Genomic DNA, 16,925 nt, shown 5'->3' with positions numbered 1-16,925 from the left:
ATACACAGCACTATTGCACTTAAACGATATCCTATCGAAAGAAGGGTTTGAAGCATTTTACGGTAAGCAAATTCAATATCAGCGTTCACAGTAGTTTTTGTTATATTTACACTTAATATTGAAAGGATATAAATAAAAATTCATAGCCAGCTTTCAAATTCTAATAAAAACATAGTAGCCCTTAAATGAGAATAGTACATATCTCGGACATTCACTTATCTGAAAGTAATTTCGATGTATTTGAAACCGATTATATAAAAGCCTTATTGAAAACTCTTAAAGAGGAACATGATCAGGACCCTATTGATATTATTGCAATTACAGGAGATCTTGTTGACCAAGGTGGACATTCTTTGTTTAAAATTGAAAAGTTTAAAGGCAAAACTGATCCCTATGAAATTTTTGAAGATGAATTCATTACTCCCATTAAGAATCATTTAAAATTAAATAATGCAAATTTTCTTTTCATTCCAGGAAATCACGATATTGATGAGAATGAGATAAAATGGGTAGATGAAAAAAAACTAAAAAAAATTGAAGCAGATGGTGATATAAATTCAATTCTTAAAGACATTCGGTTAGATTCACACGAAAAATTTAGCTATCGAATTAAACAATTCAAAGATTTCGAAAAAAGGTTCCATAAAGAAAGTATTGGAACTACATATCAATTTACAAGAAATCAATCCACATACATTTACGAAGTAAACAAGGATATTAAAGTTGGTTTTGCACTAATAAATGACAGTTGGCGATGTAGTACTTGCGAATTGCAAGCATATTTTGGTAATGGCTTATATTTTGGATATAAACAATTAAATGATGCCTTAAATCTTCTTGCAGGGACTACTATGAATATTGTTATGACTCATCATCCAATAGAAAGTTACGCTGAAAAAGAAGATATTCAAGCTATTCTTACACACAAAGATTACCACCTACATTTATTTGGAGATAAACATCATCACCAATTAAGACGGCTGATTTCCTCCTCCGGGGGATGTTTTGGGATTATGGCACGCTCTGCACTAAATAAACCTAAAGAACCCGAAAGTAAATGGCAACCTGGCTTTCATATTATAACTATAAATTTTCAGGAAGCCTGCCTCGAAGAAATACTATATTATAAATATCTCCCCTTTCAATTTTGTTTTACCAACGATGGTGAAATAGCACCAAAAGACGGTAGGGATGTTTCAAAACATCCATTAGGCTTCACTCCATTTATAACAGAAGTGAATAATTCTGAAACTAGTGAGGATGGAAATTTAGAAGATCAAATAATGGAAAATTATATAAAAGACGTTAAATAATGAAATCCGAATATTACGAACTTAGATATATTGAAACATCCACAAAAGAAAGTAATACTTTTTCGTTGTTTGATGAATCTAAAGAAAGATTAACACTTCTTGATCTTGTATATAGTCATGATAGGATCCTGCTTTTGGGTAACCCGGGTATCGGAAAGACAACTGAATTAAAACATCTGTTTAAAATATTATGGGAAGAAAAGAATGTCAACAAACTTGTTCCCCTTTTTGTCAATGTAAAGAACTTTCGACAAACATCAACAATTGATGATATTATTCAATTTGATGGCTGGAAGAAAATGCCTTCTGTTATTTTTATATTTGACGGATTAGATGAAATTGGAAATATCCAAGATTTTATATCTGAACTGGAGAATTTTATGTCTAAGTACTCAAAGCTTAAATTAAAGTTTTTGATAAGCTGTAGAACTAATATTTATCAGAAGTATTTGATTAATATTTCAAAATTTGAAATCGCTTATTTAAAAAATCTCTCATATTATCAAATAGACCAAATTCTTAAAGAAAAATTCAAGTTAGAAATACCTCACAAAGAGGTAGAGCAATATTTTACTTTGTTACAAACCCCATTTAATCTAGACTTATTTGCTTCTTATTATGCTCAAAATGGTAAATTTCCAGATTCACAAAAGGATTCATGGGAATTATTTTTAAATGAACAAATTGAAAATGCCCGTCTAAAGTTAATCAAGAGATTTTCAATTCCTAAGGCACTGATGACTTCTGCTCTTCAACAAGTTGCTGTAACAAATGAATTAATGCAACAAAATGCAATTGAGGAAGAAGATTTATTAAAATTATTGGGTAATAATGGAATTGAAATCTTTCAAGAGCTGCCGTTTATAACCAAGTTACAAAGTACTGACAGTTATGTCTTTATTCATAAAAATTATCAAGAATATTTTGCAGCACAATATATCTCGTCTTTGAGTGATGATGAAATAATTAAATTTATAAGTGCTGATTCGATATATAGAATAAAGCCAAGTTTGTTTAATACCACCACATTTTTACTGAATATTTTAGAAGGAGAAAAATTAGACATTTTAAAGAAATGGTTATTCGATTATGAAATTGAAATATTATTTTTTGCCGATAGCAATCGAATAAATCCAGCTTTACAAAATGAAATTTTTGAAAGTTATTTTAAAGATATCTGTATAAATAAAACTTTTTGGATTTCTCATAATGGAAAAATTCCATTAAATCATTTAGCTAAATTCGCTGGATTTGATTTTCTAATCAAAGAAATAAGAAGTAGAAATAATCAAAACAGACCTAGAGTTTCTGCTTTAGAGGTTTTATCTCATAAATCTCTATTAGATGAAGAAAAAAATATTGTTAAAGAGGAATTTTTAAAAATACTCACAAATGAAGAAAGACCTATCCAGGCTGAAATATTGAGATCAATAAAAAGTCAAAACCTACATAAAGAAGATCCTGGCTTCCTACTTGAAGTTTTACAACTGACAAAAAATTCCGGAAACAGAGATATTGCACATCAAATAATATCTATCTATAGCGATTTAGAAGATTTTGAAAATGACGATGAATTATTAATTTCAGAAGTTAAGTATTACTTTAGTGCTCGCGATAATACAATAAGAGGTACAGAACATCATATAGCACATATGATTCTAAGCACAAATGACAGAGAATTACATTTGAAGTTATTAAGTATTTTATTCGACGATAATTATGGCTTAAATTCAAAAAGTATCTTTTATGATAATTTCAATAATAAGCTTATTGAAAGAGCTAAAATTTTCAGTGAAGATTACTCCTATGTTATAAAATTAACTGAAATAGCCTTTGCAGGAGACCATAGGATTACGAATAACCCTGTTTTACAAAATTTGTTGGTAGAAATAGAAATAACTCCTGAAATAATTGTTCATATATTAAAAAAAGAGCACCTCTCCACAAATGTTTTGTATTCGATTTGTACTTTTTTGAATAAACCTGCAATCGATTCCATTGTAAATAGTTACGAAACGGGAGAATTGATTTTCACTTCGCCAAAAAACATTGAATCATTTAGAAATTGGTTATCGTACCATAGTACTGATCTTGCGTTTTATTTGGAAGATAAATTCGTCAAGACCGGATATATATTTTCTTCTCCCCTTAAAACGGAAGCTGAGATTCAACTATTAATCGATAAACGAAATGCATTTCAATTATATAATTTCAATCTATTATTTTGCAAAAATGAAATAATAGAAGAGATCAAATTGTATTTTAAAAAACACGACGTTGTAGAACTTTCCAATCCAGAGTTTCAAAAACTTTTTTTTAAATGGTATGATGAATTTGGTTATCATGGGGTTCAATATACAATTCATACAGTAATTGAAACGGCATTAAGACGCTATAATGAAGTATCGTCGGAAAAAATTATAAATCTTTTTAATGATCCATACTTTTATCTATCTGTAATTAAAACCGCATTAGGGCATAGTTCCTTAAAAATCTATACAATTGTAAAAGAACATATATTATTGATTGATTCGTTGACAAAATCTATTGTTCCAAAAATTGATTTTAAAAATGTCGTAAGTATAGATCCCAATGACCCCGGAATGTATACCACCACCAAATATTATAGATATTTAAAAATTGTTCTTTATTTCGATCTGGAATATAACATTCAACAAAATAAAGAATTCTATTTAAACGCTTTAGAATTCGGGAACATATCTAGTCATTCATTTGATAAAGAAAACTCATTTATTGATCATGTCCTCAATAGAATTGGGGATGAAGAAGTTATAAAAGCTAAGGTTTCAAGTAATATTCTCAATGGAGATTTGATCTATTTTGCAAAACTTGATCACATAAACTACGCGATTAATAAGGAGTTAAGTAAGTGTTATAAAAAAATTGGCGAATATCTCATTGATGACCAATCAATGGCTCTTCAAGATAATATTTTTGAAAAATATTTATTTTTAATAAAAGATCCATTGAAATTTTTAAAATCATATTGTAAGGATCCAAAAACATTTGAATTCTGGTATGGTATTAAACTAATCAAAAAATATAATCTTGATAATCAATTTATATTGGATGCCGCTTTAAATTATCTAGCAACCGATGAGATTACATTTGTAGACGATGCAATAAATATCTTGTTTTTCCTAAATTATAATGGTGCACTTTTACATTATTCCAAGTTTTTAGAAAAGACAATTTCAACTCACCTCGACTCAAGTGGTACTTTTCCAAATGATTTAGGTAACTATACAATTTTGAATGAACTGAATTTATATGAAAGTTTATTTAACATGGTTTATACTCAATCTGACTCAAATTCATTCTATCTCAATCTCTCAAGAAAATTTATCACTGGATTGACTTCAAATCTCAGTGATACTGAGCAAGGTTATATTGAAATACAGCAAATATTGTTAAAAATAAAAGATAACCTTTTGTTGCAAGATTATAGCAAGGTCGTGGACCATAAATTATTCTACGTAAATGATCTAATTGAAACATCAAATAATAGTCATCTAAAATCTAAATCTACTAAACTATCTTTTAAAGATGCAATTTCTCTCCTAAAATAAATATTAAGAAATCAGATTGTCTTCTGGCAATCTGATTTTTTTAAATAATACGCTATCATTACTTGAAAATTTCAAAATACATCTTGATTTCTCAATCAATATTTTCGAACTAATGCAAAGCTAACCCTTAAAGCTAAGCTATAAAATATGTACTTGGTAAGATAGATACATATAAAAAACAATAATTGTACAATATATAAAAGTTATTAATTCCATTATTTCTCAAAGATTCAAAATAATTCTAACTCAGGCTCTTCATTCCATTCTCTGCCTGCGAGAATACGCCCATTTGCTTTTTTACTTCTTCTAACACCATCATCTCCCCAAGTCCCCCATTGCTTAAAGAAAAATGCAACATTCTGATCATCACACTGCTTCATCACTTTAAGTGCCCATTGCGGTGCCATTGGTCTGGCTTTCGGACCACTCTCACCTCCCACGATAACCCAATGTATATTTTTCAAATCTAGATCACCTAAATCCTCTAATAGTGGTTCAACTGAAAGAAATCGAATTTTTGCAGGAATTTCACGTAGTATATCTATTCTCTTTTTTGCTTTTTGGAATTCAACAGTAACCCCAAGCCAAACATTATCTGGGATCGTCCTAGTTTGACAATAACTCTCTAATATCTTTTCCCTTTTTGTTAAAATTTGATATGTATGATGAGGAGTTGCACGTATTACATCAAAAACTCTATCCAAGAATTCAAAAGGCATTTCCTCATGAAAAAGATCACTCATCGAATTTACAAAGAATTTGGTTGGCCTCTTGATTTTCAAAGGCATTTCTAATCGTTCAGGCATGAGAGTAAATTCAAAGCCATTTTCGTAGCCAGGTGCTCCCATAGCTTTAAGCCGTTTAGCCATTGTCTCAGCATAACAATGTTTACATCCAGCTGTAACTTTATTACAACCTGTTGAAGGATTCCAAGTCGCTTCAGTCCATTCAATTTTTGAAGTTTTCATACTATTTCACTTTAATCTAAAAAAAGCCTTTTCGCTTTGATTATTTTTGTAGTTATCCCATGAAATATAAAAGGATGACTTTCTGGCCCTACTACCGTCTGGTAAAGTTGCAATTAAATTTCCATCATCTTGACATTTTTTCAATATCTGTCCTGTGTGGCTAGGTAAATAGCCATTATGTAACGAAAATTGATATAAATCCTTATTTGAACGTTTTTCCTTCAAAAAAACTTTGAGAATCTTCTCATACTTAGAAATATTAGGACCATTAGTAACTCCCGAAAAGAGGTCTATAGAATTAGAATTAAATTTCCAACCGCGACCGTCTTCCTCATCAATTTGCCATTTAGTATCTAACATTCTATCGAAACCGTAAATATGACTAGTAAAGAAAAATAAGCAAAAGAATTGATTTTTTTCTCTACTAATAATAAAAGAATCCACAAAATAATCGCTACCAAGATTCTTTTGAAATGCTTCTTTTAAATTTTCAACAAAATCCAAGCCTGTTTCACTTTTGGGCCATTGCTCTTTAGGCACAATATCATCAATAAAATTATGTAAACTTTCAGGAGTACCATTCTCATTAAAACGAAACATGAAATGAGTCGGTAAGAAAAGCAATACTTCGGAATTTTTCCCCGTCAATAAATCTTTAATCTCACTAAAACGCACCTCCTTATATCCATATGGATCTATAAAAACAAAAGCTTTTTCATTTTTGGGCATTTTTTTCAAAGTATCTCTCAACTCTCCACATAATATTTTATAATCAATGCTACTAAATGCAATACTACCTATTTCTGCGCAATGAATATTAGCCGCTTCTATATTATTCTTTAATTTTTCAATTAATCGAGGATCGATATCATTAAAATTACACCTATAAGTACTTAAGTCCGCATTTCTTTCTTTTCCCCTCGAATAAACCTCCTTTAGCTTACCTAACACTACCATAGGGCTTCCCTCTCCACCATTATCGTAAATACCGGGACCGCTAAATAAATCATAGTAGTGAACAATATCAACATAAGGTGTATTACTCATAATACTGAAATATTTACTTAAATATTTTCCGAGTAGATCTATCTTAACTGCTGAATGTACAAAAAGGTTGTTTTGTGACTTCTTCTTCATTCTATATTTTTATAGTTGCTATATAATTATCTGTAAACAGAAAATAGATCATGGTCATGAATAATTTAGCCTCTTGACTAAATCATTAGCAATGTTTATTGCAACCTGATTATTAGAAGCTAATACGAAATGAAACATTATTGAGTTGTTTTTATTTTTTAATATATATGGCTTGGAAACAAAGTCGAATACTTCATTTAATCTTTGTAAATAGATATGCTCAATCATTTTTATCCCATTATTTTTTTTAAAAATTTTCTGATTATCACCAAATAATGTTGGAACCTCATAAAAAGTATAAAAATCATGATCCAATATTTCTCTAGAAATACCAAAAAATGCTTCAAGCTTGGCCCACCATGCCTCTGAAATTTTATGATTTTTGGTCAACATACGATTTACCCCAATTCCTGTGGGAATGAGTATCCACATATCAATCGAGAGTCCTTTCAAACATTCAATAGATGCCCAATCAACCTCCATCCCACATGGGTCAATAAAAGCTAATACTTTATGATTTTTTCCCTTCTCTGATTTCAGAAAATGAGACATATTTTTTAGCTTACGATTACAATCATCTTCTACTACAAACACTCCTGCTTTTCTTATCTGATGGAGACTTTGTTGTAAATTTTTTGCTTTTTGCTTATCAAGTTCAACGAAATAGCATATATCGAATATCTTTGGTTCCTTAATTGCGACAATTTTTTTTGCGGCTCCTTCAATGACTTTAGAATCTAGCGCACCATCTATATTAATGTCACCAGAACCAGCAAAGCCATCAAAATACATCAATTTCCAATATGGCCTATTTTTCATGATCTGCAAATATGCTTTTGCGTAGTCCTCTATTATTTTAATTTTTTGATAGGTCCAATTACCGCCAAAACTATTCATGATAATAACAACTAAGACTTTTCCAATCCTTTTTTTATTAAATCTAACATTTCTTCATAGGTAGAAATACTTTTCACTTTCGAAGAATCTGGAAATTTATTCACTAATTCTTCCTTTAGCTCTTTAAATTTCTTTTCGTCCGATACTCTAGGTTTAATCCTAGTTCGAATAAAGGTTTCGTCTTTTATCGACATATATGGTTCATACAATTTAAAATATCCCCTACCAACAGCTCCCTGAAACATATATAGTTTAGGGTTGCTTTCCTGGCTATTTCCTGCTTTTAAAATTTGCTGTCTGGCTATTCCTGGATAAGGATCAATATAAAAAATTTTTGTAATCCCCAATTGAAATGCTTTTTTCGAACATAGTTCACATGGGCTGGCAGTGGTAAAGAGAACCCCTTTATTTAGTGGTTGTCCACCAAATTTTGATATTTGTAACATCGCATTCTCCTCAGCATGTAATGATCTTGTGTGCACTTGGTTTTCTTTCCCTTCGAAAGAATTATGAAAGTCCTTAAAACAATAAGGACAATTATGTCCATTAAGATTGTTAAAAAATTCACTAGTATCTCCATATATCTCAGTTAGCGTTTCATTTACCTTATTTTTAAAAGAAACGCCTGAATAGTTCCCTCCATTTTTTTCATAATCAGAGTAAACTTGCACACGTTCATTATTTATTAGTTCTTTTAAGCTTCGCAGAGAACAAGGTGTTTGCCCTTGAGGCACCTCATTCCAGCCAATAGATTTAACGGAATAATTCGAATCAGTAACAACAGCTCCGACTTGTCTCGAAATACAGCCTGAATTATATTTAGAACTAAATGCCAATTGCATAGAACGTTCTATTGCTGATGGTGTAACGATTCCTGGCTTCTGAACCAGCGCTAAAAACTTTAGAAGTTGAATTTCCAAGCTTAAATATGAGAAAATCTTAGCATCATATTTCTCTTGCTCAACATCAGACTTTTTACCAAAATACACATAATAATCAGCCTTTTGAATACAGTTTTCTACATCTGGAGTGGTAAATTTACCTATTTTAAAATCCTTCGTTTGATAATGAGCTTCGTCTATTAATTTTATTTTTTTGAACTGATTTTCTGCATTATCCCCCTCAAATCCCATCTTATTAATTTTCCTTTTTAAATACTCATTTGCATCATGCTCATCTCTAGCAGAAGCGATTAAATAAAAACCAGAATATCTTTCTCTGAAGTAATTTATTTCTAAAGAGTTTTTTAGAGAATCAATAACTATTCTATTTGGGGATGAAGGGGCACGATTTATTTTTATTATGTTATTAATCGCAACAGCTACAGTGAAAATATACTCAGGCTCTATTTTAATATGTTGTGGTTCCTCAAAATATACCTTTCCACAAGATCTAAGGTTACGTGCAATATCTTGTAGGAAAAGTTGTCGAGCTATCGGATCTATCTGATCAATAAGGCTATATATCTCTTTGGTCAAATTAGAAAAGGATTCAAAAAATATCTTATTTAAATAAGCTAAATGTTCGATTGTGTCTCTATATTGTTGAAAATCTGGTTTTGTAGACAACAGTTGAAAAAGAATACTCACGCTGTTTAGAGTTTCTCTATTATTTTTAAAAAGGTTGAATATATTTCTCACTATATGATCAGTATTTTCCTCCTGTCCTAATCGTCTAGTGACAACAGATTTATTATTATATACCCTTACAAAGGAATTAAGAAGAATCTCATAACTCAAGTTGACAAAATCGTTTTTTACCTCTCTATATAGCTCCTTAAAAAAAAACAACAAAAGAACATCACTATATTTAATTACAGAAAACTTTTGCCATTTATTGGAATCATCAATTAACAAATTTTGACAGATGGTAAATTTTTGAATTTCATTTACGTGCAAATTATCTGGTATAGTGAACTTACCCTTGATAAAAGGGTTCTCTTCACTTTGTAAGAATTTACATATATCATTCGCTCCCCCTCCTGTTCTCCCTGTGAGTCCGACTACCAGGAAATTATTCCGCAAACTATAAAGATTTTCTAAACTCATTTTAGATATTGGTTAAGTCAATAATACAAACGTACTAACAAAAGTAGCGTATCACCTTTTCATATGGCATTTTTTTAAAAACGACCTTATACTAATATACATTATTTATTTAAAATTAATATCTCGAATTTCAAAATTTTCATTTAGCATAATTCATTATTGACCTTTTATTCGAATTAAATATCCACACTTTTTCTAAAACATAATCTAGAAAGGTTAGTCAATACTCACACTTATAAGAATGTCTTTTCACAACTCAATATTTCCCAAAGACGTTGAGGTAAATTATATACTCGGGTTTGCCTTTATAAAAGACAATACAGATGTCAAGAATCTAGCGATCAGAACGATGAAATCTAATTTTTACTACCTGCGTAAAATCCAAAACTATAGTCTAATAATTTTATCAAAATGATAGAATATTTAATTCTTATTTTTTGTATTCCATATAAAAGTAATAAGAAATGGCAAGTAACATACTGTCAATAAATTATGTGTATATCAGGAAAATAGCGGCGTAACAATAAGTTTTTTGAATCTTGTCACATTTAACTAAATTCTCATAATACCAGAATAATTCGTCTGTGACTTTCGGATATTCATTTCGCCAAACAGAGATTTTAATATTAAGTATTTCATCGCTTATTCCGGAAAATATTTCATGCTTTAAATCGGCAACTCTAAAAAAGCTTATATAAGCCTCTCTCCTATTTTGTGCCTCGCAACATTTGATTGCGTGCATCTTTTCAAAAAAATTTATTTACTACCATATAAAGATTGTTTATTTATAAATATCGCATTCCTCTAGACAAGACACTAAATTTTAAAGGATCAGATCAATATGACGTAAATATTACAAAAGTCAAATTTGCTAGCAATGTCTAAAACATTATATAGATTCAATTCCTAAATTGAAAAATTGCTAGCAAAATTCGTCACTGAGAACCAATAGTATATGATTTATCAGTATAAGTTTGAAATATTCTCAATAAAAACATTGGTGAAAAAGCTTGGAATTACCAAAAAAACACAACAATAGTTATACTTGTAAAAAATTAAATTATGATGTCAAAAATATTTTTTATTATCCTAGAAAAAGTAATTGTCGAATTGGCAAAAATTGGGATCTTGAAGCTCTTAAATCACATTCAATGGAAGCAGAATTTCTATCTGCTGAAAAGATTGCTATTAAAACAATTTGATCTAGAAAAGATGGGGCTAAAAGTAAATGCACTATTAAAGTCCGATAGGTGCTATTCTGCGTGCAAAAAGGTTATGTTTATTACCTTACAGAGTACATATGTCATCAGCGGTATGATCTTTCTGATAGCACATTCACTCGGTTGCAATATCTTCTTTGCCACGATGATAGCTTCTTCGCTAATCATTGCTATTGAGATACCGTATAGAATGCTATTAAAGGAGGCTAAGATATAACCTCTACGTCATGGACTTTAAGAATACACAAAAAGAGCTTAGAAACGGAAAAATTCTTTCGGTCAAAAACCTTGTGTATGATTGCGATAACTACGTTCTGAAAATCCTTAGTTAATTCAGCAGATCATATTCTACAGAAAACGTATATCATTATATTGTAGATAACTCTATTGTGAGATAATCATTACCTTTAAACTACTATGCTGCAAGTAACCTGCGCGATAATAGAACACGCCAATAAAATACTGATCTGCCAACGGTCTGCCTCGATGAAACTGCCATTGAAATGGGAATTTCCGGGGGGAAAGATCGAAACCGGAGAATCTAAAGAAGGCTGCAGCTCTACCCTTTTGTATGCAGCCTACAATCTGGAGAAGTAAAAGTGCTGGAGCATGCCCAGGCAATATGGGTAGCGATAGATCAATTGCTTGACTATGACTGGGCAGAAGCTGACCTGCCTATTGTAAACGAGTATATCGCTTACGCTACATCAATCAAATAATAGCAGCTATCTGAGTACATAAAAGCCCTAAAACAAAAAGAGCTTCCCTCGAACCGGCAGAGGGAAGCAATTTGGCTACTTGGTCGATGCTATTAGCCTTGAAACCAACGCGTGGTTTTCTAGCTATAAAGATAAGCAGATTATCTGAACAGCTATTATTCATTTTATCGAAAATATTGATCAAAACACTAAAACTTTAATCATCATCCAGACTCTTAGCGAATAAACAGAGGTCATTATGTTGCTAAAATCCCCGCTGTTCTTAATTTGTTCTTTAAATCCCGAAGTTCAGACAGTATGGACTGGATTTCCATCTGGGTATATGCGGACGATGGGTTACCTGCACTATCAGGAGAAATTGCGGCTTGACTTACGACTCCTTTTGTGGTAGATGAGGCATTAGGAACTGCAGATCTAAAAGCAAATCCATCCCAGATCATAAGTGTATTCGTATCAGTATTAAACCAGTCATAGGAACGCAGTGATCCCTGATCCAATAAAGGCATATTGGCTGTTCCACCTATATTCTGAAAATCATTGTGCATATAATTTTTTAGTTTTTTAAGATGATTGCCCATGTAACTGGTCTTTTGATTGAGTGAACTTAAAATACTTTATTTCGTGTAGAATAGAGTAAAGCTTTTTTATTGGCAATCTACATCATTAACCCCATTTCGAAATAAAAATGCCACCTTATTTAATATCAGGCGGCATTTTTAAATTGTCAACGCTTAATAATTATATTTCAGTAACAGCTATTTCCTTAAGCGGAGATACCACCATCGATGGTAAAACTGCTTCCAGTAATATATCCTGCTTCATCTCCCACCAAGAAATTAACTAACGCTGCGATCTCCTCTGGCTGTGCAAAACGCTTTAAAGGTATCGCGTTCATATAATGTTGTCGGACAGCCTCGTCTGCTTTTTGTAGCATATCTGTATCCGTCGCTCCGGGCTCTACGCTATTGACCGTAATTTGTCGAGGTGCTAAGTCCCAAGCCAATCCTCTCGTATATGCAGAAATAGCAGCTTTGGTCGCAACATAATCTGATAAACCTGGCCCTCCGATCCGGATACCGCCAACGGAGGCTATATTTACGATACGCCCGCCATCTGGCATATACTTTTGCGCAGTACGCACGGCTTCGGTCACCGAACGGATATTTACATCGATTTGGCGATCGTATTCGTGCGATCTTTCGTCAGACGTTTCGATAGTACCTCCCACCGATAAAGCAGCATTGTTCACCAGTATATCTATCTTCTGAAATAGACTTACTGTGTCTTCAATTGCTCTGCCAACTGCTCCTTTTTGTGAACCATCTGCTTTGATTGCGAATGCTTTGCCACCATTTTGATTTATCTCGTCTACAATCTGCTGTGCTACCTGTTCAGAATTTAGGTAGGTAAAAGCAACTGTAGCACCTTCTTTTGCTAGACGCTCCACGATGGCACGTCCCATACCACGTGTTCCACCGGTAACGAACGCTACTTTTTCATTTAATTTTGACATCTTATTTGAATTTAATTTTTTATTCCAATTTTATTAAACGGATATATCTGAGCAGTAAATTGGTCCTTAGGTAATGTCCAGCTTTAGCCTTTTTAATTTGACCTCACGAATTTTCCATTGCCCGTCAACGTATTCATAATGGTTGTAATAGAAGCCAAATCCGTGAAATTTCTTAAATGGACTTTCTTTGTCTGCATCAAAATAGATCCGATCTTCCATGGCCACTATAGCCTTAGCCTGTGCCTCTCCGATCAACTCTATCTCCGCATGATGAATTTGATGAATGGAAACTGCTTCCTCAATTGTTTTACATGCTTCAATGAATTGATCACTGCTATGAAATTCATATAAGATAGATCCATCAACCGCATAAAAAGTTAATGTTGGCTGCTGTGAAAATAATCCCTTTAGCTGATCCCAATTTTTCTGGTCAACAAATCGGCAGTATTTGGCTTGTAAATCTTTAATTGCGTCTACAGCCAGTATATAGTTTATATTCGTTATATCTTTCATATCCGAAATTCCTGTGTTTAGAGAACCTTGATAATCACTTTTCCTGTGGTATGATTGCTTTCTATCGCCGAATGCGCCAATGGGATTTCATCGAGTCCAAATCGCTTGGATATGTGAGGCACTAATTTTTGTTCTTCCAACAATCGGGCAAGTGCTTTCATATCTTGTCCATTTGATACTACGTTATTGTAAAATGCATTAATATTGCGCTGAACAGCCAAATCTGCCCACTTACTGCCTACGATATGATCCCAGAGGCTAAGCAAGGTTGCACCATCCTTAAGCGCCTGCATAGATTTAGCAATATGCTCATCACGTAGTCCTTCGATGACATAATCAACCGGGGAAAGGATATCAAGAAAATTGGTAGTCTGATAGTCTATAAACTCATCGGCTCCCAATCCCAAGACGAACTCTCTTTTAGCGCCTGATGCCAATGCGATAACATAAGCCCCAAAATATTTAGCGAGCTGAACTGCGAAATGGCCTACACCGCCGCCGGCCGCTGTTATAAATACCCGGTCACCAGGCTTGATCCTGAACTTATTCAACGGCTGCCACACCGTTAATGCAGCCATTGGTACTGCGGCGGCTTCTTCATAGCTAATATTCGCTGGCTTGAGCGCGATATCATTTATACTTGCCACCACGTATTCGGCGTAGCCTTTGGCATGTCCCGGTGTCGTATAGGTCGGAAAATTCAACAAACCAAATACCGCATCACCTACTTTGAAATGTGCTGTATCCGCTCCTATCTCCACGATCTCCCCAGAGATATCCCATCCAAGGATCTTCGGTGATTCTCCATTGAAAATATAATCCAATCGACTATCCCGCCTAGCATACACATCAGTCGCATTGATGCCTATGGCATGAACTTTTATAAGAACCTCTCCATTTCCGGGATGTGGTATAGGGAGATCTGCCATCATCAATTGCTCTGTGCCTCCCTGGGATTTTAAAATAACTGCTTTCATTGTGCAATCAAAATTTATTTATAGCACAAAGTTACTATGCTCAGTACTGGGATATGGAGTTACTATCACCGATGATACCCACTGGCTACAAACCCACCTTAAACACTTTGATCAATAGGGGCACAAATTGCTTAAATGAACTAAAAAACTTAATTTAGTACCACAGATATTAGGTTACATATAATGGCTGAAAGTGCAAAAACTAAAATAGATAAAGATGATGTACAGGCGTTACAGGATACCATCTATGTGATTGGTGGTAAATGGAAGCTACCGATCATCTATTCAATTTGTTGCGGCAACAAGCGATTTACTGATATTGAGCGCAGTATTCCGGGTATCACAACAAGAATGCTTTCCCGAAATCTGAAAGAGCTCGAGGACAATATGCTGATTACCCGAAAAGTAGACCCTGACTTCACGACTATCATTGAATATGAGTTTACCGAGCACGCCAAAGCCTATGGCAACTTGATATTGCAAATGATTGATTGGGGTAAGCAACATAAACAACTCATCATTAAAGAGAACAGGTTGCAAAAACAAAAAACACCAATTTTCTAAATAAAGATCTGCAGATCCTATGCTTCCAAAGGAAGAAATTGATTCGAACATAGAATTGTTGATGAATATAATTGATGACGCATTGAAAAAAGCAAAATCACTTGTGGCAAAATAAAACTGGAGTTATAATAGATTAAGTACAAACTCCTTCCCTATTTCATGATGGAAAAAAAACGCTATAGAAATTTAGCCATGAGCAGTATAAAAAACTTTTTAGAACTACCAACCGACAAACAAATCGGGGAAACACAACATTTCTTCTTGATCCGAGATGGCTTTCCAGTTAGCCCTGGTCATACATTAATTATTAGCAAAGCGCTTCGTGAGGATTATTTCAAGCTCACTACTGATGAAAAAGCTGACTTAGATAATGCGATCGGCCTAGCCCGATCCTTGGTAGAATCTGAGTTCACCCCCAATGGCTACAACATCGGCATGAACTGCGGTGAATCTGCCGGACAAACTGTGTTCCATTTTCATTGCCACCTGATCCCTCGTTATATTGGAGACATGGAAAATCCTAGAGGTGGTGTACGGCATGTGATACCGAGTAAGGGAAGTTATTAGATGAGGTGGTCGTATATATTTTTGCACTGGGAATGTACTATACTGCTAGCTGCATTCTTACTTCCGACATTTGGACTGTTTGACGACGATGTAATTTATAAAGACCTTTGGCTTTTTCCTTATATATTCATCGGCGGGACTATTCTTTCACTACCTACTTTGTTCGCTTATGTAGTAGTATTTTTTCTATTGGATTGTTACAAAGTCAATATAAAATGGGTAAAACCGATTTTGATTTCACTAACAGTAATTGGAATTTGCATAACATGCTTTCTGTTGTCGAATACTTGGAACCTAAGATTTGTGTTGATGTATTCCGGTATTGCGGTAGTTTGTGGGATAATATTTAAGGTTGATAAAAAATGATATGTTCATCATCTGTTTGTGCAAGTAGGTTTACCATATCTATTCTGAATTTTTCCTTATCAAAGTCTTTCACCTTTTTAGGTAAACGATCGAAATTGAATAAAGATTCTAAAATTTTGGCTTTAACGATTTCCAAACTATGAAGATCAGTTCCTGATACAAAATCTTCATACTCATCAGGCTCAATTACTATATTATCTATGAATAGTCTGTACATACGGTGTTGCTCGCCTGTAAATCTATTCTTAGTTGTTCTATCAGAAACATATAACGGCTTCTTCTTCTCGAAAAAATGTCCAAATCCTTCTGGAGCCAATACGCTGGTAAAACCTAGCGTATAGTTTAGAAGATCATCGCCATAATCCCTGTCTTTAAAAAATGCCTTCATATAAGTAGAAAGATTCGTTAGGATATGGCTCTTACCTCCTGCCCTAGTGTCCATTGTTAAAGCGATACTAAAATGCATATTTGGTTTTGATTGACTTGTAATAAAATATTGCCACAATGACTAATGTTCGCTTACAACGAATGTC

General features: G+C 33.1%; 15 protein-coding genes. 6 read left to right on the top strand and 9 right to left on the bottom strand.

Annotated elements, in window-relative coordinates:
* The first annotated feature begins 185 nt into the window (after window positions 1-185).
* Both DCO56_RS09440 and DCO56_RS09435 read left to right on the top strand, forming a co-directional pair.
* Window positions 186-1,313, top strand: coding sequence for a metallophosphoesterase family protein (locus DCO56_RS09440; protein ID WP_108633485.1), 1,128 nt, complete (start codon window positions 186-188; stop codon window positions 1,311-1,313).
* On the top strand, window positions 1,313-4,903 hold the full coding sequence (locus DCO56_RS09435) for an NACHT domain-containing protein (protein WP_108633484.1): 3,591 nt from the start codon (window positions 1,313-1,315) through the stop codon (window positions 4,901-4,903). Before DCO56_RS09440 ends, DCO56_RS09435 begins: the two co-directional genes overlap by 1 nt.
* A gap of 230 nt (window positions 4,904-5,133) precedes the next feature.
* Here the strand turns inward: DCO56_RS09435 and DCO56_RS09430 are convergent, their stop codons facing one another.
* From DCO56_RS09430 to DCO56_RS09415, 4 genes are read right to left on the bottom strand one after another with little or no spacing between them, the layout of a single operon-like run.
* Window positions 5,134-5,871 carry a phage Gp37/Gp68 family protein gene (locus DCO56_RS09430; RefSeq protein WP_108633483.1) on the bottom strand — a complete coding sequence of 246 codons (738 nt, stop codon included), beginning with the start codon at window positions 5,869-5,871 and terminating at the stop codon, window positions 5,134-5,136.
* A gap of 6 nt (window positions 5,872-5,877) precedes the next feature.
* Entirely contained in the window at window positions 5,878-7,008 is a 1,131-nt protein-coding gene (gene tcmP, locus DCO56_RS09425) for a three-Cys-motif partner protein TcmP (RefSeq protein ID WP_108633482.1), read from the bottom strand.
* 54 nt (window positions 7,009-7,062) lie between these two features.
* A complete protein-coding gene (gene tcmP, locus DCO56_RS09420; protein WP_108633481.1) occupies window positions 7,063-7,905 on the bottom strand; it encodes a three-Cys-motif partner protein TcmP in 843 nt (280 codons plus the stop codon).
* Window positions 7,906-7,916: 11 nt separating this feature from the next.
* A complete protein-coding gene (locus tag DCO56_RS09415) occupies window positions 7,917-9,953 on the bottom strand; it encodes a cytidine/deoxycytidylate deaminase family protein (protein ID WP_108633480.1) in 2,037 nt (678 codons plus the stop codon).
* Window positions 9,954-11,015: 1,062 nt separating this feature from the next.
* Here DCO56_RS09415 and DCO56_RS09405 point away from each other — a divergent pair.
* Both DCO56_RS09405 and DCO56_RS29725 read left to right on the top strand, forming a co-directional pair.
* Window positions 11,016-11,390: a hypothetical protein gene (locus tag DCO56_RS09405; protein ID WP_108633478.1), complete on the top strand. Its 375-nt coding sequence runs from the start codon at window positions 11,016-11,018 to the stop codon at window positions 11,388-11,390.
* Between the two features lie 200 nt (window positions 11,391-11,590).
* Window positions 11,591-11,770, top strand: a complete 180-nt coding sequence (locus tag DCO56_RS29725) for an NUDIX domain-containing protein (protein ID WP_245935805.1) — start codon at window positions 11,591-11,593, stop codon at window positions 11,768-11,770.
* A gap of 358 nt (window positions 11,771-12,128) precedes the next feature.
* Here the strand turns inward: DCO56_RS29725 and DCO56_RS09395 are convergent, their stop codons facing one another.
* The 4 genes from DCO56_RS09395 to DCO56_RS09380 all read right to left on the bottom strand — a co-directional run bounded on the left by DCO56_RS09395 (window position 12,129) and on the right by DCO56_RS09380 (window position 14,895).
* Window positions 12,129-12,470, bottom strand: a complete 342-nt coding sequence (locus tag DCO56_RS09395; RefSeq protein ID WP_108633477.1) for a hypothetical protein — start codon at window positions 12,468-12,470, stop codon at window positions 12,129-12,131.
* A gap of 185 nt (window positions 12,471-12,655) precedes the next feature.
* A complete protein-coding gene (locus DCO56_RS09390; RefSeq protein WP_108633476.1) occupies window positions 12,656-13,405 on the bottom strand; it encodes an SDR family NAD(P)-dependent oxidoreductase in 750 nt (249 codons plus the stop codon).
* Window positions 13,406-13,471: 66 nt separating this feature from the next.
* Window positions 13,472-13,918, bottom strand: coding sequence for a nuclear transport factor 2 family protein (locus DCO56_RS09385; protein WP_108633475.1), 447 nt, complete (start codon window positions 13,916-13,918; stop codon window positions 13,472-13,474).
* Between the two features lie 17 nt (window positions 13,919-13,935).
* Complete coding sequence (locus DCO56_RS09380; RefSeq protein WP_108633474.1) at window positions 13,936-14,895, bottom strand: NADP-dependent oxidoreductase; 960 nt, start codon at window positions 14,893-14,895, stop codon at window positions 13,936-13,938.
* 183 nt (window positions 14,896-15,078) lie between these two features.
* Here DCO56_RS09380 and DCO56_RS09375 point away from each other — a divergent pair, with 183 nt between their 5' ends.
* Entirely contained in the window at window positions 15,079-15,459 is a 381-nt protein-coding gene (locus tag DCO56_RS09375; protein ID WP_108633473.1) for a winged helix-turn-helix transcriptional regulator, read from the top strand.
* Window positions 15,460-15,618: 159 nt separating this feature from the next.
* Window positions 15,619-16,026 (top strand): HIT family protein, encoded by a 408-nt coding sequence (locus tag DCO56_RS09370; protein WP_245935804.1) that lies wholly within the window; start codon window positions 15,619-15,621, stop codon window positions 16,024-16,026.
* A 346-nt stretch (window positions 16,027-16,372) separates the two neighbouring features.
* On the opposite strand, the gene DCO56_RS09360 is transcribed toward DCO56_RS09370, so the two are convergent.
* The gene (locus DCO56_RS09360; protein WP_108633471.1) at window positions 16,373-16,858 is read right to left on the bottom strand and encodes a hypothetical protein; all 486 of its coding nucleotides are present in this window, start codon (window positions 16,856-16,858) and stop codon (window positions 16,373-16,375) included.
* Window positions 16,859-16,925 lie beyond the last annotated feature (67 nt).

This window comes from Sphingobacterium athyrii (assembly GCF_003071065.1).
Lineage (GTDB): Bacteria > Bacteroidota > Bacteroidia > Sphingobacteriales > Sphingobacteriaceae > Sphingobacterium > Sphingobacterium athyrii.
Note: the sequence above shows the minus strand (reverse complement) of the source record. Positions and strands in the feature narration are given on the sequence as shown.